This is a genomic window from Streptomyces sp. NBC_01012 (assembly GCF_045162755.1).
Lineage (GTDB): Bacteria > Actinomycetota > Actinomycetes > Streptomycetales > Streptomycetaceae > Streptomyces.
The window spans coordinates 7,456,981-7,471,756 of sequence record NZ_CP108688.1 but is presented as its reverse complement, the minus strand read 5'-3'; the positions used below and the strand labels follow the sequence as shown (position 1 = coordinate 7,471,756).

General features: G+C 73.7%; 12 protein-coding genes and 1 pseudogene. 6 read left to right on the top strand and 7 right to left on the bottom strand.

Annotation, left to right across the window (positions count from 1 at the left end; all coding sequences use genetic code 11):
• Window positions 1–69 precede the first annotated feature (69 nt).
• From OG623_RS33300 to OG623_RS33290, 3 genes are read right to left on the bottom strand one after another with little or no spacing between them, the layout of a single operon-like run.
• Window positions 70–855 carry a class I SAM-dependent methyltransferase gene (locus tag OG623_RS33300; RefSeq protein ID WP_406151324.1) on the bottom strand — a complete coding sequence of 262 codons (786 nt, stop codon included), beginning with the start codon at window positions 853–855 and terminating at the stop codon, window positions 70–72.
• Window positions 852–1,511: a DUF2064 domain-containing protein gene (locus OG623_RS33295; RefSeq protein WP_406151323.1), complete on the bottom strand. Its 660-nt coding sequence runs from the start codon at window positions 1,509–1,511 to the stop codon at window positions 852–854. Before OG623_RS33295 ends, OG623_RS33300 begins: the two co-directional genes overlap by 4 nt.
• Complete coding sequence (locus OG623_RS33290; RefSeq protein ID WP_406151322.1) at window positions 1,508–2,242, bottom strand: glycosyltransferase family 2 protein; 735 nt, start codon at window positions 2,240–2,242, stop codon at window positions 1,508–1,510. The genes OG623_RS33295 and OG623_RS33290 overlap by 4 nt, the downstream gene beginning before the upstream one ends.
• Before the next feature lie 123 nt (window positions 2,243–2,365).
• Between OG623_RS33290 and OG623_RS33285 the strand changes: the two genes are divergently transcribed.
• Together OG623_RS33285 and OG623_RS33280 are read left to right on the top strand one after the other, a co-directional pair.
• Window positions 2,366–3,136 (top strand): response regulator, encoded by a 771-nt coding sequence (locus tag OG623_RS33285; RefSeq protein ID WP_406151321.1) that lies wholly within the window; start codon window positions 2,366–2,368, stop codon window positions 3,134–3,136.
• A gap of 4 nt (window positions 3,137–3,140) precedes the next feature.
• A complete protein-coding gene (locus tag OG623_RS33280; protein WP_406151320.1) occupies window positions 3,141–4,256 on the top strand; it encodes a sensor histidine kinase in 1,116 nt (371 codons plus the stop codon).
• Here the strand turns inward: OG623_RS33280 and OG623_RS33275 are convergent.
• On the bottom strand, window positions 4,231–5,352 hold the full coding sequence (locus OG623_RS33275; protein ID WP_406151319.1) for an NAD-dependent epimerase/dehydratase family protein: 1,122 nt from the start codon (window positions 5,350–5,352) through the stop codon (window positions 4,231–4,233). The genes OG623_RS33280 and OG623_RS33275 overlap by 26 nt on opposite strands.
• A 243-nt stretch (window positions 5,353–5,595) precedes the next feature.
• Here OG623_RS33275 and dhaK point away from each other — a divergent pair, with 243 nt between their 5' ends.
• The 3 genes from dhaK to OG623_RS33260 are packed head-to-tail and all read left to right on the top strand — an operon-like array spanning window position 5,596 to window position 7,662.
• Complete coding sequence (gene dhaK / locus OG623_RS33270) at window positions 5,596–6,588, top strand: dihydroxyacetone kinase subunit DhaK (RefSeq protein WP_406151318.1); 993 nt, start codon at window positions 5,596–5,598, stop codon at window positions 6,586–6,588.
• A gap of 49 nt (window positions 6,589–6,637) precedes the next feature.
• Window positions 6,638–7,255, top strand: a complete 618-nt coding sequence (gene dhaL, locus OG623_RS33265) for a dihydroxyacetone kinase subunit DhaL (RefSeq protein ID WP_406151317.1) — start codon at window positions 6,638–6,640, stop codon at window positions 7,253–7,255.
• Window positions 7,252–7,662: a PTS-dependent dihydroxyacetone kinase phosphotransferase subunit DhaM gene (locus tag OG623_RS33260; protein ID WP_406151316.1), complete on the top strand. Its 411-nt coding sequence runs from the start codon at window positions 7,252–7,254 to the stop codon at window positions 7,660–7,662. Before dhaL ends, OG623_RS33260 begins: the two co-directional genes overlap by 4 nt.
• Before the next feature lie 77 nt (window positions 7,663–7,739).
• Here OG623_RS33260 and OG623_RS33255 read toward each other — a convergent pair.
• Together OG623_RS33255 and OG623_RS33250 are read right to left on the bottom strand one after the other, a co-directional pair.
• Window positions 7,740–8,516, bottom strand: a pseudogene (locus OG623_RS33255) (GH12 family glycosyl hydrolase domain-containing protein); the annotation flags it as partial.
• A 165-nt stretch (window positions 8,517–8,681) separates the two neighbouring features.
• The gene (locus OG623_RS33250) at window positions 8,682–12,173 is read right to left on the bottom strand and encodes a phosphodiester glycosidase family protein (RefSeq protein WP_406151315.1); all 3,492 of its coding nucleotides are present in this window, start codon (window positions 12,171–12,173) and stop codon (window positions 8,682–8,684) included.
• A 213-nt stretch (window positions 12,174–12,386) separates the two neighbouring features.
• Here OG623_RS33250 and OG623_RS33245 point away from each other — a divergent pair, with 213 nt between their 5' ends.
• Window positions 12,387–12,893, top strand: coding sequence for an NUDIX domain-containing protein (locus OG623_RS33245; RefSeq protein WP_406151314.1), 507 nt, complete (start codon window positions 12,387–12,389; stop codon window positions 12,891–12,893).
• Here the strand turns inward: OG623_RS33245 and abc-f are convergent.
• Window positions 12,857–14,587, bottom strand: coding sequence for a ribosomal protection-like ABC-F family protein (gene abc-f, locus OG623_RS33240; RefSeq protein ID WP_406151313.1), 1,731 nt, complete (start codon window positions 14,585–14,587; stop codon window positions 12,857–12,859). The two genes, OG623_RS33245 and abc-f, sit on opposite strands and share 37 nt — an antisense overlap.
• Between the last annotated feature and the right edge of the window lie 189 nt (window positions 14,588–14,776).

Sequence of the window (14,776 nt, the reverse complement as noted above, 5' to 3'; positions counted from 1 at the left end):
TGTGCCGCTGCTCCTGTCCGGGCTCCTCCTGTTGATGTGGTTTCCCCTGATCACGCGTCACTCGGAGCGCTACGAGCCGGCGAGCGGGATGTCCCCCGACAGGTTCCTGGGGAACTGGCTGCTGATCACGGCCGTACTGTTCGCCGTGTCGGCGCTCCGGCTGGTCGTACGCACCCGCCTGGAGCGGCGCAGGGCGAGGAACGGGCGGCCGTCGGCCTCCCACTGATCGACGGGTTTCCAGTCGCCCGAGCGCGCGTAGCCGAGCAGGGCGGACGGGCCGACGCGGGCCCAGGGGAAGTGCGGGGCGGAGCTGCCCTGTTCCCGGCCGTCGTCGAGGCGTACCTGGACCTGCTCGTCCACGTCATGGGGCGCGGCCTCCGTGATCAGCAGCCCGCCCGGTGCCAGCACCGCGGCGACCCGGCGGAGCAGGGCGCCGGGGTCACCGCCGATGCCGATGTTGCCGTCGATGAGCAGGGCGGTCCCCCAGCGGCCTTCGCCGGGCAGCGGCTCGAACACGCTGCGGCGGAGCGCCGATCCGCCGATCCGCTGGGTGCGTCCGATGGCGGCCTCGCTCACGTCGATGCCCAGGGCCCGGTGGCCGCGCGCGGCCAGTGCGGCGACGAGGCGTCCGGGCCCGCAGCCGATGTCGATGACCGTACCCTCGCTGCGGCGCAGCGCCGACAGGTCGGCGGCGTCGGCGTCCGCGCACCAGCGTTCGACGTCGAGGGGCAGCAGCCAGCCGTCCTTCCGGCGCAGGAAGAGCGGGCCGCGGCCCTGGTCCAGCGCTCGCGCGTAGGGGTCGGCCGTCGCCCAGGGGGCGGTGCCGGGGCCGGCCGGTGGCAGCACCGTGCTCATCGGACCTCCGCCCGGCTCAGTCGGGTGAACGTACGGGCGAACCGTCCGTGCGGTGCGGCGGCCGCGACGTACGCGGCGTCACCTGCCGTGTCCACGTCGCGCAGCGGCGGCAGGTCCCGGACGGTGAGGCCGTGGTCGGTCAGGCGGGCGCGCTGGAGTCCGCCCGTGCCGGGGAGGGACATCGGGACGCCTCGCACGAGGCGGGGATCGGGGGCTGCCAGGCCCAGGGCCCAGAAGCCGCCGTCCTCGGCCGGTCCGAACCAGGCGTCGCAGTCGTCCCAGGCGCCCGGGGAGAGCGCGGGAGCCAGCAGGTCCGGGGTGATCTGGGGGGTGTCCATCCCGATGAGGAGGGCCGGCCCCGTACAGCTGCCGAACGCCGCGGCGATCCGTTCGTCGAGGGTGCCGGGGATCTGCGGCAGTACGTCGAAGCCCTGAGGCGTCCAGGGGCCCGGACACCCTTCGAGCACCAGGACCCGGCGCAGGGCCGGCAGGGTGAGCACGGTCCGCAGGGTGTCCTCGAGCGCGGCTTCGGCGAGCGCGGCCGCCTCCTCGGGGCTGAACGGCGGCGTGAGCCGGGTCTTGACCCGGCCGGGAACCGGCTCCTTGGCGATGACCAGCAGGGTCGTGGATCCGTCGGGTCGCGTCGGTGCGCTCATCGGGACACCTCCGGCGTGACGCACGTACCGGCCTGCCGCTGCGGAGGCTGCCGCAGCACCGCACGCATGTCCCGCACGGCGTTCCAGGTCCCTCTCCAGGTGCCCGTGACCTTGGACTTGCCGGTTCTCGGCAGATACGGCACGTCCGTCTCGGTGACGCGCAGTCCGGCGTCCGACGCGCGCACCACCATCTGCAGCGGGTAGCCGCTGCGACGGTCCGTCAGGCCGAGCGCCAGCAGCGCCTCCCTGTGTACGGCCCGCATCGGCCCCAGGTCGTGCAGCCGGAGGCCGGTGCGGCGCCGGAGCATCCCGGACAGGGCGGTGTTGCCCAGCCTGGCGTGCAGGGGCCACGCCCCGCTGGTGGTGGGACGGCGCCGGCCGAGGAGCAGATCGGTCTCCCCCTCGGCGATCCGCCGTACGAAGCCGGGGAGCAGTGCCGGATCGAGCGAGCCGTCGCAGTCGCAGAAGCAGACGTACTCCGCCTCGGCCGCGAGCAGCCCCGCGTGGCAGGCGGAGCCGAAGCCGCGGCGCGGTTCGTGGACGACGGTGGCGCCGAGCGAGCGGGCGATGTCCGCCGACCCGTCGGTGGAGCCGTTGTCGACGACGACGGCGCGCCATCCTTCGGGGACACGGGCCAGCACATGGGGCAGGGCCTCGGCCTCGTCGAGGCAGGGCAGAACGATGTCGGCGCGGGGAGAGCCGGCGAGATCAGCCGGTGAGGAGTCGGTCACAGCGATCACCCTACGGAGCGAAAAGCGGCATTCCGGGCTTCGGGTTCTTACGAAACGTGGACGTCGACCGTGTGGCGGTCGGGGACCCTCCGTCCGGAGGGCCGGTGATGCCACAGTGGCGGGATGCAGAACATCTCCTCCCCTCCGGACGGTCGCGCCGCGTCACCGAACGGACACGCCGACGGCGTGTCGCACGGCCGTGTCCTGGTCGTCGACGACGATCCGACCGTCGCGGAGGTCGCCGGCGGATACCTGGAGCGCGCGGGCTACGACGTCGGACTCGCGGGTGACGGGCCCATGGCGCTGGAGAGCTTCGCGGCGCTGCGGCCCGACCTGGTGGTGCTCGACCTGATGCTGCCCGGCATGGACGGCTTCGAGGTGTGCCGCAGGATGCGTGCGCGGGGACCCGTGCCCGTCATCATGCTCACCGCGCGAGGGGACGAGGACGACCGGATCCTCGGGCTGGAGACCGGCGCGGACGACTATGTGACCAAGCCGTTCAGCCCGCGCGAACTGGTGCTGCGGGTGGACGCGGTCCTGCGCAGGGACCGGCGTACGGGGCCGGGGTCCCCCGCCACGCTCGACGGGGCGGGGATCAGCCTGGAGCCGCTCGGCCGCCGTGCCACCCGCGACGGCAGGGACCTCGCTCTCACCCTCCGCGAGTTCGACCTGCTGGCATTCTTCCTGAGCCACCCGGGACAGGCGTTCACCCGTGAGGAGCTGATGCGGGAGGTCTGGGGGTGGGACTTCGGCGATCTGTCGACGGTGACGGTCCATGTGCGGCGGCTGCGCGGCAAGGTCGAGACCGACCCCGCCCGCCCCGGTCTGATCCGCACGGTGTGGGGTGTGGGGTACCGCATGGACCTGCCGGGCGACGACATCCCGGGGTGCTGAGCACATGACCGACATCCTGCTCATCGCTCTCCTCGCCTTTCTCGGCGCCGCGGCGGCCGGGCTGCTGGGGGCGCTTGCCCTGCGGCTGCTGCGGCACCGCCCCCTGGTGGTCTCCCTGACCGTCGTCGCCTCGGTCGCGGTGGCGGCGATGCTGGCCGGGACCCTGACCGTGGCCTGGGCGATGTTCCTCTCCCCGCACGATCTGACGGTGGTGACGACCGTCGTCGCCATGGCCGCCGCGGTGTCCCTGGCGACCGCGATGCTGCTGGGCCGCTGGGTGGCCGCCAGGAGCCGGGAGCTGACGCTGGCGGCCCGTTCCTTCGGCGAGGGGGGCACGTTCGCCGCTCCTGAAGGCCAGGCCACCACCGCGGAACTCGCCGCGCTCACCCGTGAGCTGGCGGCCACCAGCGCGAAGCTGGAAGGCTCCCGGGAGCGGGAGCGTGCTCTGGAGCGGTCGCGCCGGGAGCTCGTCGCCTGGATCTCGCACGATCTGCGGACCCCGCTGACGGGGCTGCGCGCCATGTCCGAGGCGCTGGAGGACGGCATGGCGGCGGACTCGGGCCGCTATCTGCGGCAGATACGCAGGGAGGTGGAGCGCATGAACGACATGGTCGGCGACCTCTTCGAACTCTCCCGGATCCACGCCGGGTCGCTCACACTGACGCCCACCCGGGTGTCCGCCCACGACCTGGTCGGCGACGCGCTCGCCGGGGCCGATCCGCTGGCCCGTGAGCACGGGGTCCGCCTCGTCGGCGACCGGGTCGACGCGGTGCCCGTGGAGGTCGACAGCAAGGAGATGGGCCGGGTCATGGGCAACCTCCTGATCAACGCGATCCGGCGCACGCCGGCCGACGGAACGGTCGCGGTGGCGGCGCAGCGCTCACCCGACGGTCTTGTGCTTTCGGTGACCGACGGATGCGGCGGGATCCCCGAGGAGGATCTCGCGCGGGTGTTCGACACGGGCTGGCGGGGCAGCCCGGCCCGTACGCCGCCGGCGGGGGCCGGCCTCGGGCTCGCGATCGTCCGCGGGATCGTCGAGGCGCACTCCGGCCGGGCGGACGTACGCAATGTGGCGGGTGGCTGCTGCTTCGAGGTCACCCTTCCCCAGGCACCCGGCTGAGGCCGGTCGCGCCCGGTTGTTCCACGGCGCCCCGCAGCGGCGCCGTGGCGAACTCCCGCATCCCCGCGGCGAACTCCGTCTCCGGCTTCCAGCCGAGCTCCTCCCGCAGGCGCCGCGAGTCGGCGGTCACATGGCGGACGTCCCCGAGCCGGTACTCACCGGTGACCACGGGTGCCGGACCGCCGTGGGCCGCGGACAGGGCCCGGGCCATCTCGCCGATGGTGTGCGGTGTGCCGCTGCCCGTGTTGTAGGCGTCGAAGGTGCCCGGTTCCCGCTCCCCCAGCGCGCCGAGCGCCACCGCGTTGGCCGCCGCCACGTCCCGTACGTGCACGAAGTCGCGCCGCTGGCAGCCGTCCTCGAACACCTGGGGGGCCTCGCCCCTGGCCAGGGCCGAACGGAAGAAGGACGCGACACCGGCGTACGGGGTGTCCCTCGGCATTCCCGGGCCGTACACGTTGTGGTAGCGCAGGGCGAAGGCCCGGCCGCCCGTCGCGCGTGCCCAGGCCGCGGCGAGGTGTTCCTGGGCGAGCTTCGTCGCCGCGTAGACGTTGCGCGGGTCGCCTGCCGCCTCCTCGGTGACCAGGCCGGGCACCAGCTCGGCGCCGCAGACGGGGCAGCGCGGCTCGAACCGTCCCGCGTCGAGGTCGGCCACGGCCCGGGGTCCTGGCTTCACACCGCCGTGCCGGGGGCAGTCGTAACGCCCCTCGCCGTAGACCACCATGGAGCCGGCGAGCACCAGGTCACGGACCCCGGCCTCGGCCATCCGGGCGAGCAGGACCGCGGTGCCGAGGTCGTTGCACCCGACGTACTCCGGCGCGTCCGCGAAGTCCTTGCCGAGACCGACCATCGCCGCCTGGTGGCACACGGCGTCGACCCCGGCCAGCGCGCCGGCCACCGCTTCCCCGTCCCGTACGTCCGCCACGATCGTCCGGACACCCGGCTCCGGCGCACCGGCCTGCGGGGCGCCGGACGCGGCGGGTCCGTGTGCGGACGGCAGCAGAGCGTCGAGCACCACCGGCTCGTGCCCGCCGGAGAGGAGCGTGCGGACGATGTATGACCCGATGAACCCGGCTCCGCCGGTGACCAGTACGCGCATGGCCGCCACGCTAGGCCGCCCGGGGGCGTGAGGCGCGGTCCGGCACGCCCACGTCACAGGACCGTAAGACGCCGTGCGGACGGCATCCGGCGGCTCCGGGCAGGTCGCTCCGACGCGTCGCTTCCCGATCACCGGGGTGTCTTCGATACTGGGTGGCGTACGCAGCTGAGACCGAGAACCGCCATTCACGCCGACGGACGGCCGGAATCATCGGCCCGCCGTGGCTCTGCCCAGGAGGAACCGTTGCGCATGCTCATCAACGTGCCGGAGACCGTCGTCGCGGACGGACTCCGCGGAATGGCCGCCGCCCACCCCGAGCTCGTCGTGGACGCCGAGAACCGTGTGGTCGTCCGGCGTGACGCCCCGGTGGCCGGGAAGGTGGGGCTCGTGTCGGGCGGCGGGTCGGGGCACGAGCCGCTGCACGCCGGCTTCGTCGGACCCGGGATGCTGTCCGCCGCGTGTCCCGGCGAGGTCTTCACCTCCCCGGTGCCCGATCAGATGGTGCGGGCCGCCGCCGCGGTCGACAGCGGCGCGGGCGTGCTGTTCGTCGTCAAGAACTACACGGGGGACGTGCTGAACTTCGACATGGCCGCCGAGCTCGCCGAGGACGAGGGCATCCAGGTGGCCCGGGTCCTGGTCGACGACGACGTGGCGGTGGCCGACAGCACCTTCACCGCCGGCCGGCGTGGCACCGGGGCGACGCTGTTCGTCGAGAAGCTCGCCGGTGCGCTCGCCGACGAGGGCGCACCGCTGGAGCGGGTGGAGTCCCTGGCCCGGCGGGTGAACGAGTCCTCGCGGAGCTTCGGCGTGGCGCTCAGCTCGGTCACCACCCCGGCGAAGGGCACGCCGACGTTCGATCTGCCCGCCGGCGAACTGGAGTTGGGCATCGGCATCCATGGCGAGCCCGGCCGTGAGCGACGCCCGATGATGACGTCGGGAGAGATCGCCGACGTCGCGGTCCACGCGGTGCTGGAGGATCTGCGGCCCAGCGGCCCGGTACTGGCGCTGGTCAACGGCATGGGCGCGACGCCGCTGCTGGAGCTGTACGGATTCAACGCCGAGGTGCAGCGGGTGCTGTCGGAACGCGGGGTGGCGGTCGCTCGTACGCTGGTGGGGAACTACGTGACGTCGCTCGACATGGCGGGCTGCTCGGTGACGCTCTGCCAGGTGGACGAGGAGATGGTGCGGCTCTGGGACGCGCCGGTGCAGACACCCGCGCTGCGCTGGGGCCGATGAACGGATTTTCCGCCGTGTGTTCCGCCGTGTGTGAGGAAAAGGAGACCCTGTGCTCGACACCGATTTCTTCCTTCGCTGGATGGCCGCCGCGGCTGCCGCCGTCGACCGTGAGTCGGACCGGCTGACCGAGCTGGACTCCGCGATCGGGGACGCCGATCACGGGAACAACATGCGGCGCGGCTTCGAAGCGGTGAGCGGCGTACTCGACAAGGAGAGCCCCGGGACTCCGGGGGCGGTGCTGACACTGGCCGGCCGGCAGCTGATCTCGACGGTCGGCGGGGCCTCCGGGCCGCTGTACGGGACGCTGCTGCGCCGCACCGGCAAGACGCTGGGCGACGCCACGGAGGTGACTCCGGGTCAGCTGGCGGAGGCCTTCGGGGCGGGCGTGGCCGCGGTGGCGCAGCTGGGCGGTGCGCAGGCGGGCGACAAGACGATGCTCGACGCGCTGCTTCCGGCCGCCGAAGTGCTGGGTTCCTCCTTCGAGCAGGCCCGTGACGCGGCGCTGGCCGGTGCTCTGGCGACCGTGCCGCTGCGGGCGCGCAAGGGCAGGGCCAGCTATCTGGGTGAGCGCAGCATCGGCCATCAGGACCCCGGGGCCGCGTCGTCGGCGCTGCTGGTCGGTGCGCTCGTGGATGCCGCGGGACCGGGCGACGGAGGCACCGCGTGAGCGACGGGAGGCAGGTCGGGATCGTGCTGGTCTCGCACAGCGCACCGCTGGCCGAGGCCGCCGTGGAGCTGGCCAGGGGGCTGGCTGCCGGCGGCGCGACGGCACCGGTCGCGGCGGCGGGGGGCACATCGGCCGGTGGCCTGGGGACGAGTGCGGAGCTGATCGCCGAGGCCGCGCGGAGCGTCGACCGGGGTGCGGGGGTCGCTCTGCTCGTGGACCTCGGCAGCGCGGTGCTCACCGTGAAGGCCATGCTGGCGGAGGGTGACGAACTGCCCGACGGCGCCCGGCTGGTGGACGCCCCCTTCGTGGAGGGCGCGGTCGCCGCCCTGGTGACGGCGTCGGCGGGGGGCGACCTGGACACGGTGGAAGCCGCGGCCACGGACGCCTACGGATACCGGAAGGCATGAGGAACTGCGCCGGCGCCCCCGTAGGGAGGGGCGGCCGGCGCAGGGTGTCGCAGGTGTCCAGGGGGGCGGGGTCAGGCGGTCTCGACGGCCGATGAGAAGGAGCTGACGGCGAGTCCCGCTCCGCCCTCCCACGGCTCGAACCCGGCCTGGACGCTGGTGAGATACCAGGAGTCCTGAGCCAGGCCCCTGGTGACGGTCTCGTCGACGAAGTCCTTGACGTCGAAGCTCCAGCTGTCGATCGCGGACGGGGCCACGAACGAGATCACGTCGTTGCCTCCGTTGTTGCCCGTCCACACCTCCCAGTCACGTCCGGCGACCGTGGCGGACCCGGTCTGCGATCCCACCGGCTGGATGGGGCCCACCCGGTTGAACCAGATCATGATCTCGGTGCTGTTCACGCCGTCCGTGCGGGGCGTGGGGTCGAGCCAGATGTCGTAGGCCGCGTCGTAGACCGCGTCGTCGACGTACTCGTAGGTGATGCTGGTCGGTGCGCCGCTGATCGAGCCGATCTGGGCCGGAAGCCCGGTGCCAGGCGAGCAGTTCGTGTAGTGGCAGCCGTTGAAGACGGACGGGTACGACTTGGGCGCGCCCGTCGTCGGGACCGAGCCCTCGGCCCGGGTCACCTCGAAGCCGTTCGCCGTCACACCGACGCACTGCTCCTCGGCGATGCCCCAGCGGTTGTTCTGCACCACGTACTGGTCCTGGATGACCGCCGAACCGTATGCCTGGCAGACCTCGGTGTCGGCGTGCGCGGGCGCGGCAGCGGTGGCGAGGGCCGCACACGAGACCAGGGCCACACCGAGCGCGGCAGCCCTGGTGCGTATGGACCGGAAAAAGCGGATGGGGCTCTTCATGGTGTCCCTTCGGTAGAGCCGAGACGCCGGGCAGGGACCCGGCAGGGCCAGAACTGGGAGCGCTCCCACTCCATTCCAGCGTGGAACCTATGGGGCCGGTGTGACGGCGCGCAAGGCCCGCGCCGTCACCGATTTCCCGCGCCGTCACCCATGGACGACGGGGTGTCAGGCGGCCGGCGCCACCGCCCCGGCCGCGATCCGGATCCGTGCCTGCCGGGTGACGCCGTTGACGCTCACCGCGAGCGTCACCGCGCCCGGCCTGAGCGCGGTGAGCGTGCCCGTGGCGGGGTCGAGGGTCGCGATGTGGCGCCCTCGTACGCCGTCCGCGTCCCCGATGTGGACGTTCGGGGACGCGGTCCAGTCCGCGCTGAGCGGGAAGGCCACCGGGACGGTCAGGGCACCCTGGGTGACCTGTGCGCTCACCTTCGCGCTCTCCCCCGCTCCGAGCGTGGCGGGGGCGTCCAGGGCCAGGGCGTCGACATGCGCGCGGGTCTGCGCGGAGACCCAGTCGGGTCCGCCCTTCCACGGCTTGCGGCGCGCCGCCGTCTGTTCGCCGGCGGAGACCCGGTCGGCGCCGATCAGCGACCAGCCGGTGAACCCGCCCTCGTCCGCGGGGGCTGCCGGCGCCTTGCCCGAGTTCCCGTTGACCAGGTACGGGACCCCGTCCACGTGCGAGGCGTCGAAGACACCGACGTGGCTGCCGATGAAGGCCGCGCCCTTGCCCGTCGTACGGCGGAAGTCGGCGAGCCACCGCTCGACGAGGGCGGCCTCCTTGCGGTCGCTCAGCCGGCTCCCCTTCTGCACGGTCGGATCGCGCGGCGGCACGTGCTCGATCAGCATCACGGACCGGACGGACCGGTCATCGGCCGCCGCGTCCAGCTGGGCACGCAGCTGCTCGATCTGGGCGAAGCCGCCGCCGCGCAGACCGAGGCTCGACGTGTCGAGCGTGACGACGCGGGTGCCCTTGTGGTCGAACGTCCGCTGTGCGGGGCCGAACTCCGAGGTGAAGTCGTCGATCGTGCCGCCCATCACCTCGTGGTTGCCGGGCACGTAGTACCAGGGCAGCGAGTCCCCGAGTTCCTCTTCCAGGACCTGGCGGGCGAAGGCGAGATCGGCGGGGGATCCCTCGTCGACGAGGTCGCCGTTGACGACGAGGAAGTCGGGGTGCGCCGCCTTGATCTCGCGCAGGGTGCGGCGGGCCTGTCGGACGAGGGCGCTGTCCGGTTCGCGTGCGACGAACTGGGCGTCCGACATCACCGCGAACTGCCAGTCACGGCCCTCCACCTCGGCGGCGGATCCGATCAACGGGTCGGCGGGCCGCTCCTGTTCGGGCAGCTCGACGGTGGGCGGCACTTGGGCGGTCAGGCCGTCGATGACGATCTCACCGGTGTACTGCTGGGCCGCGGCCGTCTCGGCGAGGTAGAAGCGGGACACCGACAGCGGCGTCGCCGCACCGGGCGGCACGGTGAAGGTGACCTGCCGCCAGCCGGTCCAGGTGATGTAGGGCCCCCGCAGCAGCTGGTCGGAGCCGGCCGCGTCCTTGAGGTGCAGCGTCGGCCAGGCGCCGTTGCCGTCGCCGTTGATCCAGAGTGTGAACGCCTGTGGCCGGCCCGGCACATCGACGGGCTCGGGCGGGGCCGCGTAGGCGGCGCGCGTCGCGGTCGACCGGGTGAAGTCGTAGGTGAGGCGCAGGCCGGTGCCGGTGTGCCCGTCCGGGGTCGCGGCGAGCGATCCGGCCGCGCGGGCCTGGCTGAACGTCCAGGATCCGGCGTCGTCGAAGTCCGACACGGTCTGCTCCGAGAGGCCGACAGTCACCGCGAGCGTCGTGGCCACGCCCGCGACGGTCGCCTTGATCTGCCCCGCTCCGGACCCGGTGAGGGACCTGACGGTGAAGGACCCCTGGCCGTCGTCGTCGACGGCGAACAATGTGTGGTCGTAGTCCAGGGTGAGGTCGGCGGGCTCGACGGGGGCGCTCGCGCCGTGGGCGTCGAGTCCGACGATGCCGAAGCCGCCGACGGCCTCCTTGTCCGCCAGGCCGACGCGCGTGGTGGTGGGCCGGATCCGGTCCAGCCGGTCGAGGACGGTGAGTGTGGTCGCGCCGTGGGCTCCGGCCCGTTCCGCCCGGACGTCGGTCGTGCCGCCGCCGCGGGCGGTGAACGTTCCCCGGGCGTCGACGCTGCCGACCGTGGCGTCGTCGGTACGCCAGCGCGGGTTGCCCGCCGCGGGGCCGTACGTCTCGTCGTATCCGGCCGCGGTGAGGCGGCGGGTCAGTCCGGGGAACACCCGCTCGGGGTGACCGCCGGCGACCGGGTCGTCGCCGGGGGCGGCAGCGGCGGGCGTACGGGTCTCGACCCAGAATCCTTCGAGCCGCCCGCTCCCGTCCGGGGCGGTCAGGGCGAGGCCGTTGGGGACGGTGCGCTCGCTGCCGTCGGAGGGGCTGTTCTCGACCTGGAGCGCGTCGCTGCCGGGCTCGCGGGCGACGAGCGTCGACGAGCCGCCGCCGTCGAGGTTCAGGGCGCTGTACGAGCCCGCCTCGCGCATCATCTCGCCCAGCTCGGTGAGGGTGACGCCGCCGCTGTCGCTCTGGCGGCCGTCGACGGTGATGACCTGCATGGTCCTGCCGTCCTTGGAGAACCCGACGGCGGTGCGGGGCGCGGCGGTGTCGTTGCCCTCGCCCTCGTGGTCCTGCGCCGCCCCGTCGACGACGAGCAGCTCCCGGCCGCCCACTGCGGTGCGCGGCACCGCTCCGCCGTCGGTGCGTGCCCGGTAGGCGACGGCGACCGGGTCTCCTGGCCGCAGGGCGGCCAGCGGGGCGGCGCCTACCTCACGGCCGACGAGGACCACGGTGTCCTCGGGCACGGGGCCTGAGCCGGGGGTGTCCGACACCGAGACCACCTTGCCGTCACGCACGGCGACTTCGGCGACGGGCCGGGCATCGTCGACGGTCAGCGCGCGGTCGGCGGTACCCCAGGCAGAGGTGTAGGCGCCGACGCCGTCGGCGGGCACGTTCGCCGCGTTGTACGCGGCGAGCGGGTGCGTGCCCGAGGGGAGGGTCAGTGTGCCGTCGAAGTACAGCTCCAGGACCCGGCCCGCGTTCCGCGGCCCGATGCCCACCGCGTGGCCGGCGCCGGGGGCCGGGGAGTGGACCGGCCGGCCGTCCTTGATCCCGGGGCCCTCGGGTGCTCCGGTCCCGTCGATGTCGAAGAAGTCCCCGTTGATCGCGGCGACGGTACGCCGGCCGCGCCCCGGGTCGTGCGCGGCCGCGAGCTCGGAGACCGTGTGCCGGTCCGCGACCTTGCCCGAGGAGAGGTAGTCGGCGCGTACGCCGCTGCCGTCGAGGTCGACGGAGAGGGTGTCGACCCGCAGCCACTTGTCGGATTCGAGGCGGTCGTAGGAGCTCAGACGTACGCCGGGAGCGACGGGGCGGGAGGCGCGGGCCGTCTCGATGCCGTCGCCGTCCACGACGGATCTCGCGCCGCCGGAGGGGCCGCTCGCGGCCGGCGGGGCGACGGGTCTGAGGATCTCGGCGGTGGTGTGCGGGCGGGGGTCCGGGGTCGGGTCGGCTGCCGCGGGCGCGACGGCGCCGAGCGCCGTCGCCGCCACCGTCGCCAGCAGCACGAGTGGCCGAAGGGTGCCGCGTGAGATGCCAGGGCCCACAAGTCCTCCTGGTGCGGAGCGGGTTGCTCACCGGAACTGCGCTGTCGGCGGACAGCATGACCGGGCCGGATGGGAGGCACCAGAGGGCAACAGGGACATCAGGAGGAACAACGCGCGGCGAACGGGTGACCCCGGCGGCCCCGGCGCGCCCGCTCGCATCGCCGCACCTCGGTCCGGTGGCCCCGGGCGCGCCGGGGCCGCACACTTGACGGCATGTCGGCAGTCAGGCGCAGCGCGGGGCTTCTCCTCTTCCGGACCGTGACCTGCGCGGACGGCCGGCCGGACGCCGAGGTGCTGATCGGCCATATGGGCGGACCGTTCTGGGCCCGCCGCGAGACGGCCGCCTGGTCCGCCCCCAAGGGCGAGTACGAGCCGCCCGAGGAGCCTGCCGCCGCCGCGCGCCGGGAGTTCGAGGAGGAGCTCGGACTCCCCCTCCCCGACGGGGCCTGGGTGCCGCTGGGCGAGACCCGTCAGTCCGGCGGCAAGACCGTGACCGTATGGGCGGTGGAGGCGGACCTCGACCCCGGCCTGGCGGTCCCCGGCACGTTCACCATGGAGTGGCCGAGGGGGTCCGGTGTGCTGCGGGAGTTCCCGGAGATGGACCGGTTCGCCTGGTGCACACCGGACGAGGCCGTCGAACGGCTGGTCGCCGGCCAGCGGGTCTTCGTCGAGCGGCTGCGCGCCTACGTACGCGAGGGGCGCGCGCCTTCGGAGGCGTAGACCGTGGCCGTCATCGCGCGTCCCCCGGGGGCGTGGGCCGTGGCCGTCATCGCGCGCCCTGCCCGCAGTTCGAGGCGTTCGCCGGTGAAGCGGCTCCGGAAGCTGCGGTCGTGCGAGACGACCACGACGCCTCCCGCGTACCCGTCGAGCGCCGCCTCCAGCTCCTCGACCAGACCGAGCGCGATGTGGTTGGTCGGCTCGTCCAGGATCAGGAGATCCGCCGGACGGGTCACCAGCCGTGCCAGGGCGAGCCTGCGCTGCTGCCCGATGGACAGGGACGCCACGGGCACGTGCAGGTCATCGGGGCGGAACAGTCCGAGGGCCAGCAGTTCCTCCACGTACTCGTCCGGGAATCCCGGCCGGCCCGCGGCGAAGGTGGCGAGCAGGGTGCGGCGGGTGGGCCTGACGGGGAGCTCCTGCGGGAGGTAGCCGATCGCGCCGCGCCGCCTGACCGTGCCGGCGTCCGGCACGAGGTCTCCGGCCAGGACGCGCAGGAGGGTGGTCTTGCCCGCGCCGTTGGGCCCGGTGACCAGAAGCCGGCAGCCGGGCTCGACGCGCAGCGAGGGCAGGTCGAGACGTTCGCCGACGCGGACGGAGTCCAGCTCGGCGAGCGGGGCGGATGTGCTGTCCCCGGCCGCCGGCCCGTCGTGCGCGGAGGCGAGGGCCAGGTCGGCGGTGAAGCGCAGCGGCCTTGGGGGTGCGGGAACGGGTGAGCCGCGCAGCGTCTCCAGCCGGGTCCTGGCGGTCCTGACCTGGCCGGACAGCTTGGCCTCGTGCGACCTGCGGTGCTTGCCGAAGCCCTGCCCGGGGTCCTTGCCCGTTCCCGCGAGGCGGCGTCCGGCGGAGCCCACCAGCTCCTCGGCGCCGGCCAGCTCGGCCAGCCACTCCTGGTGCTCCTGGGCCCATCGGCGGCGGGCGGCGGCCTTCGCCGTGCGGTAGCCGTCCCAGCCGTCGCCGTACCGGGAGACGCTCCGCAGATCACGGTCGACCTCCAGGATCACGGTGGTGATCCGCTCCAGGAACGCCCGGTCGTGGGTGACGGCGACCAGGGTGCCCCGGTGCGCGCGCAGGTGCTCCTCAAGCCAGCTGACCGCGGTGGCGTCGAGATGGTTGGTCGGCTCGTCGAGGAGCAGGAGTTCCGGTGCGGCGGCCAGCACACAGGCCAGGGCCAGCCGGGACTGCTCACCGCCCGACAGCGTCCCGAGCACGCGGTCGCGGCTGAGCCGGCCGAGCCCGAGGCCGTGGAGCGCGGCATCGGTCCTGGCGTCCGCCTGGTATCCGCCGCGCTCCTCGTACGCCGTCAGCAGGTCCCCGTACGCGGCGAGCCGCGCGTCGGTGGGGTCCCCGTCGGACAGCGCGCTCTCCGCCTCGCGGATCGCCCGTTCCAGGGCGCGGAGTTCGGCGAGGGCGGCGTCGACGGCGTCCTGGACCGTGCCGCCGGGGTCGAGGGTGAGGGTCTGCGCGAGGTGACCGGTGCCGCCCGGGAAGCTGACGGTGATGTCACCGCTGTCCGGGGTCTCGGCGCCGGCCATCAGCCGGAGCAGGGTGGACTTCCCCGACCCGTTCTCGCCGATGACACCGGCCTTCTCGCCGGGGCGGACGGTGAGGGACACCTGGTCGAGTACGGACCGGTCGCCGTACGCCTTGGAGACGTCGTTCATGGCCAGCTGGGCGCGGGGGTGCTGAAGAGACATGGGTGCTTTCCCTGAAGTGACAGGCCCTCGGCGGGGCGCGTCCCGACGTCGGGGACGGAGGGAGCGCACCGCGTGAGCGTGGTGTCGGACAGCGGGGAGGACTGCGGCCCACGGTGTGACCCGGAGGGTCACACGGCGACGCTCGGCGTCGCGTGGCGGCGTCCTTGCCGTGTATCAGAGAAAGAAGTA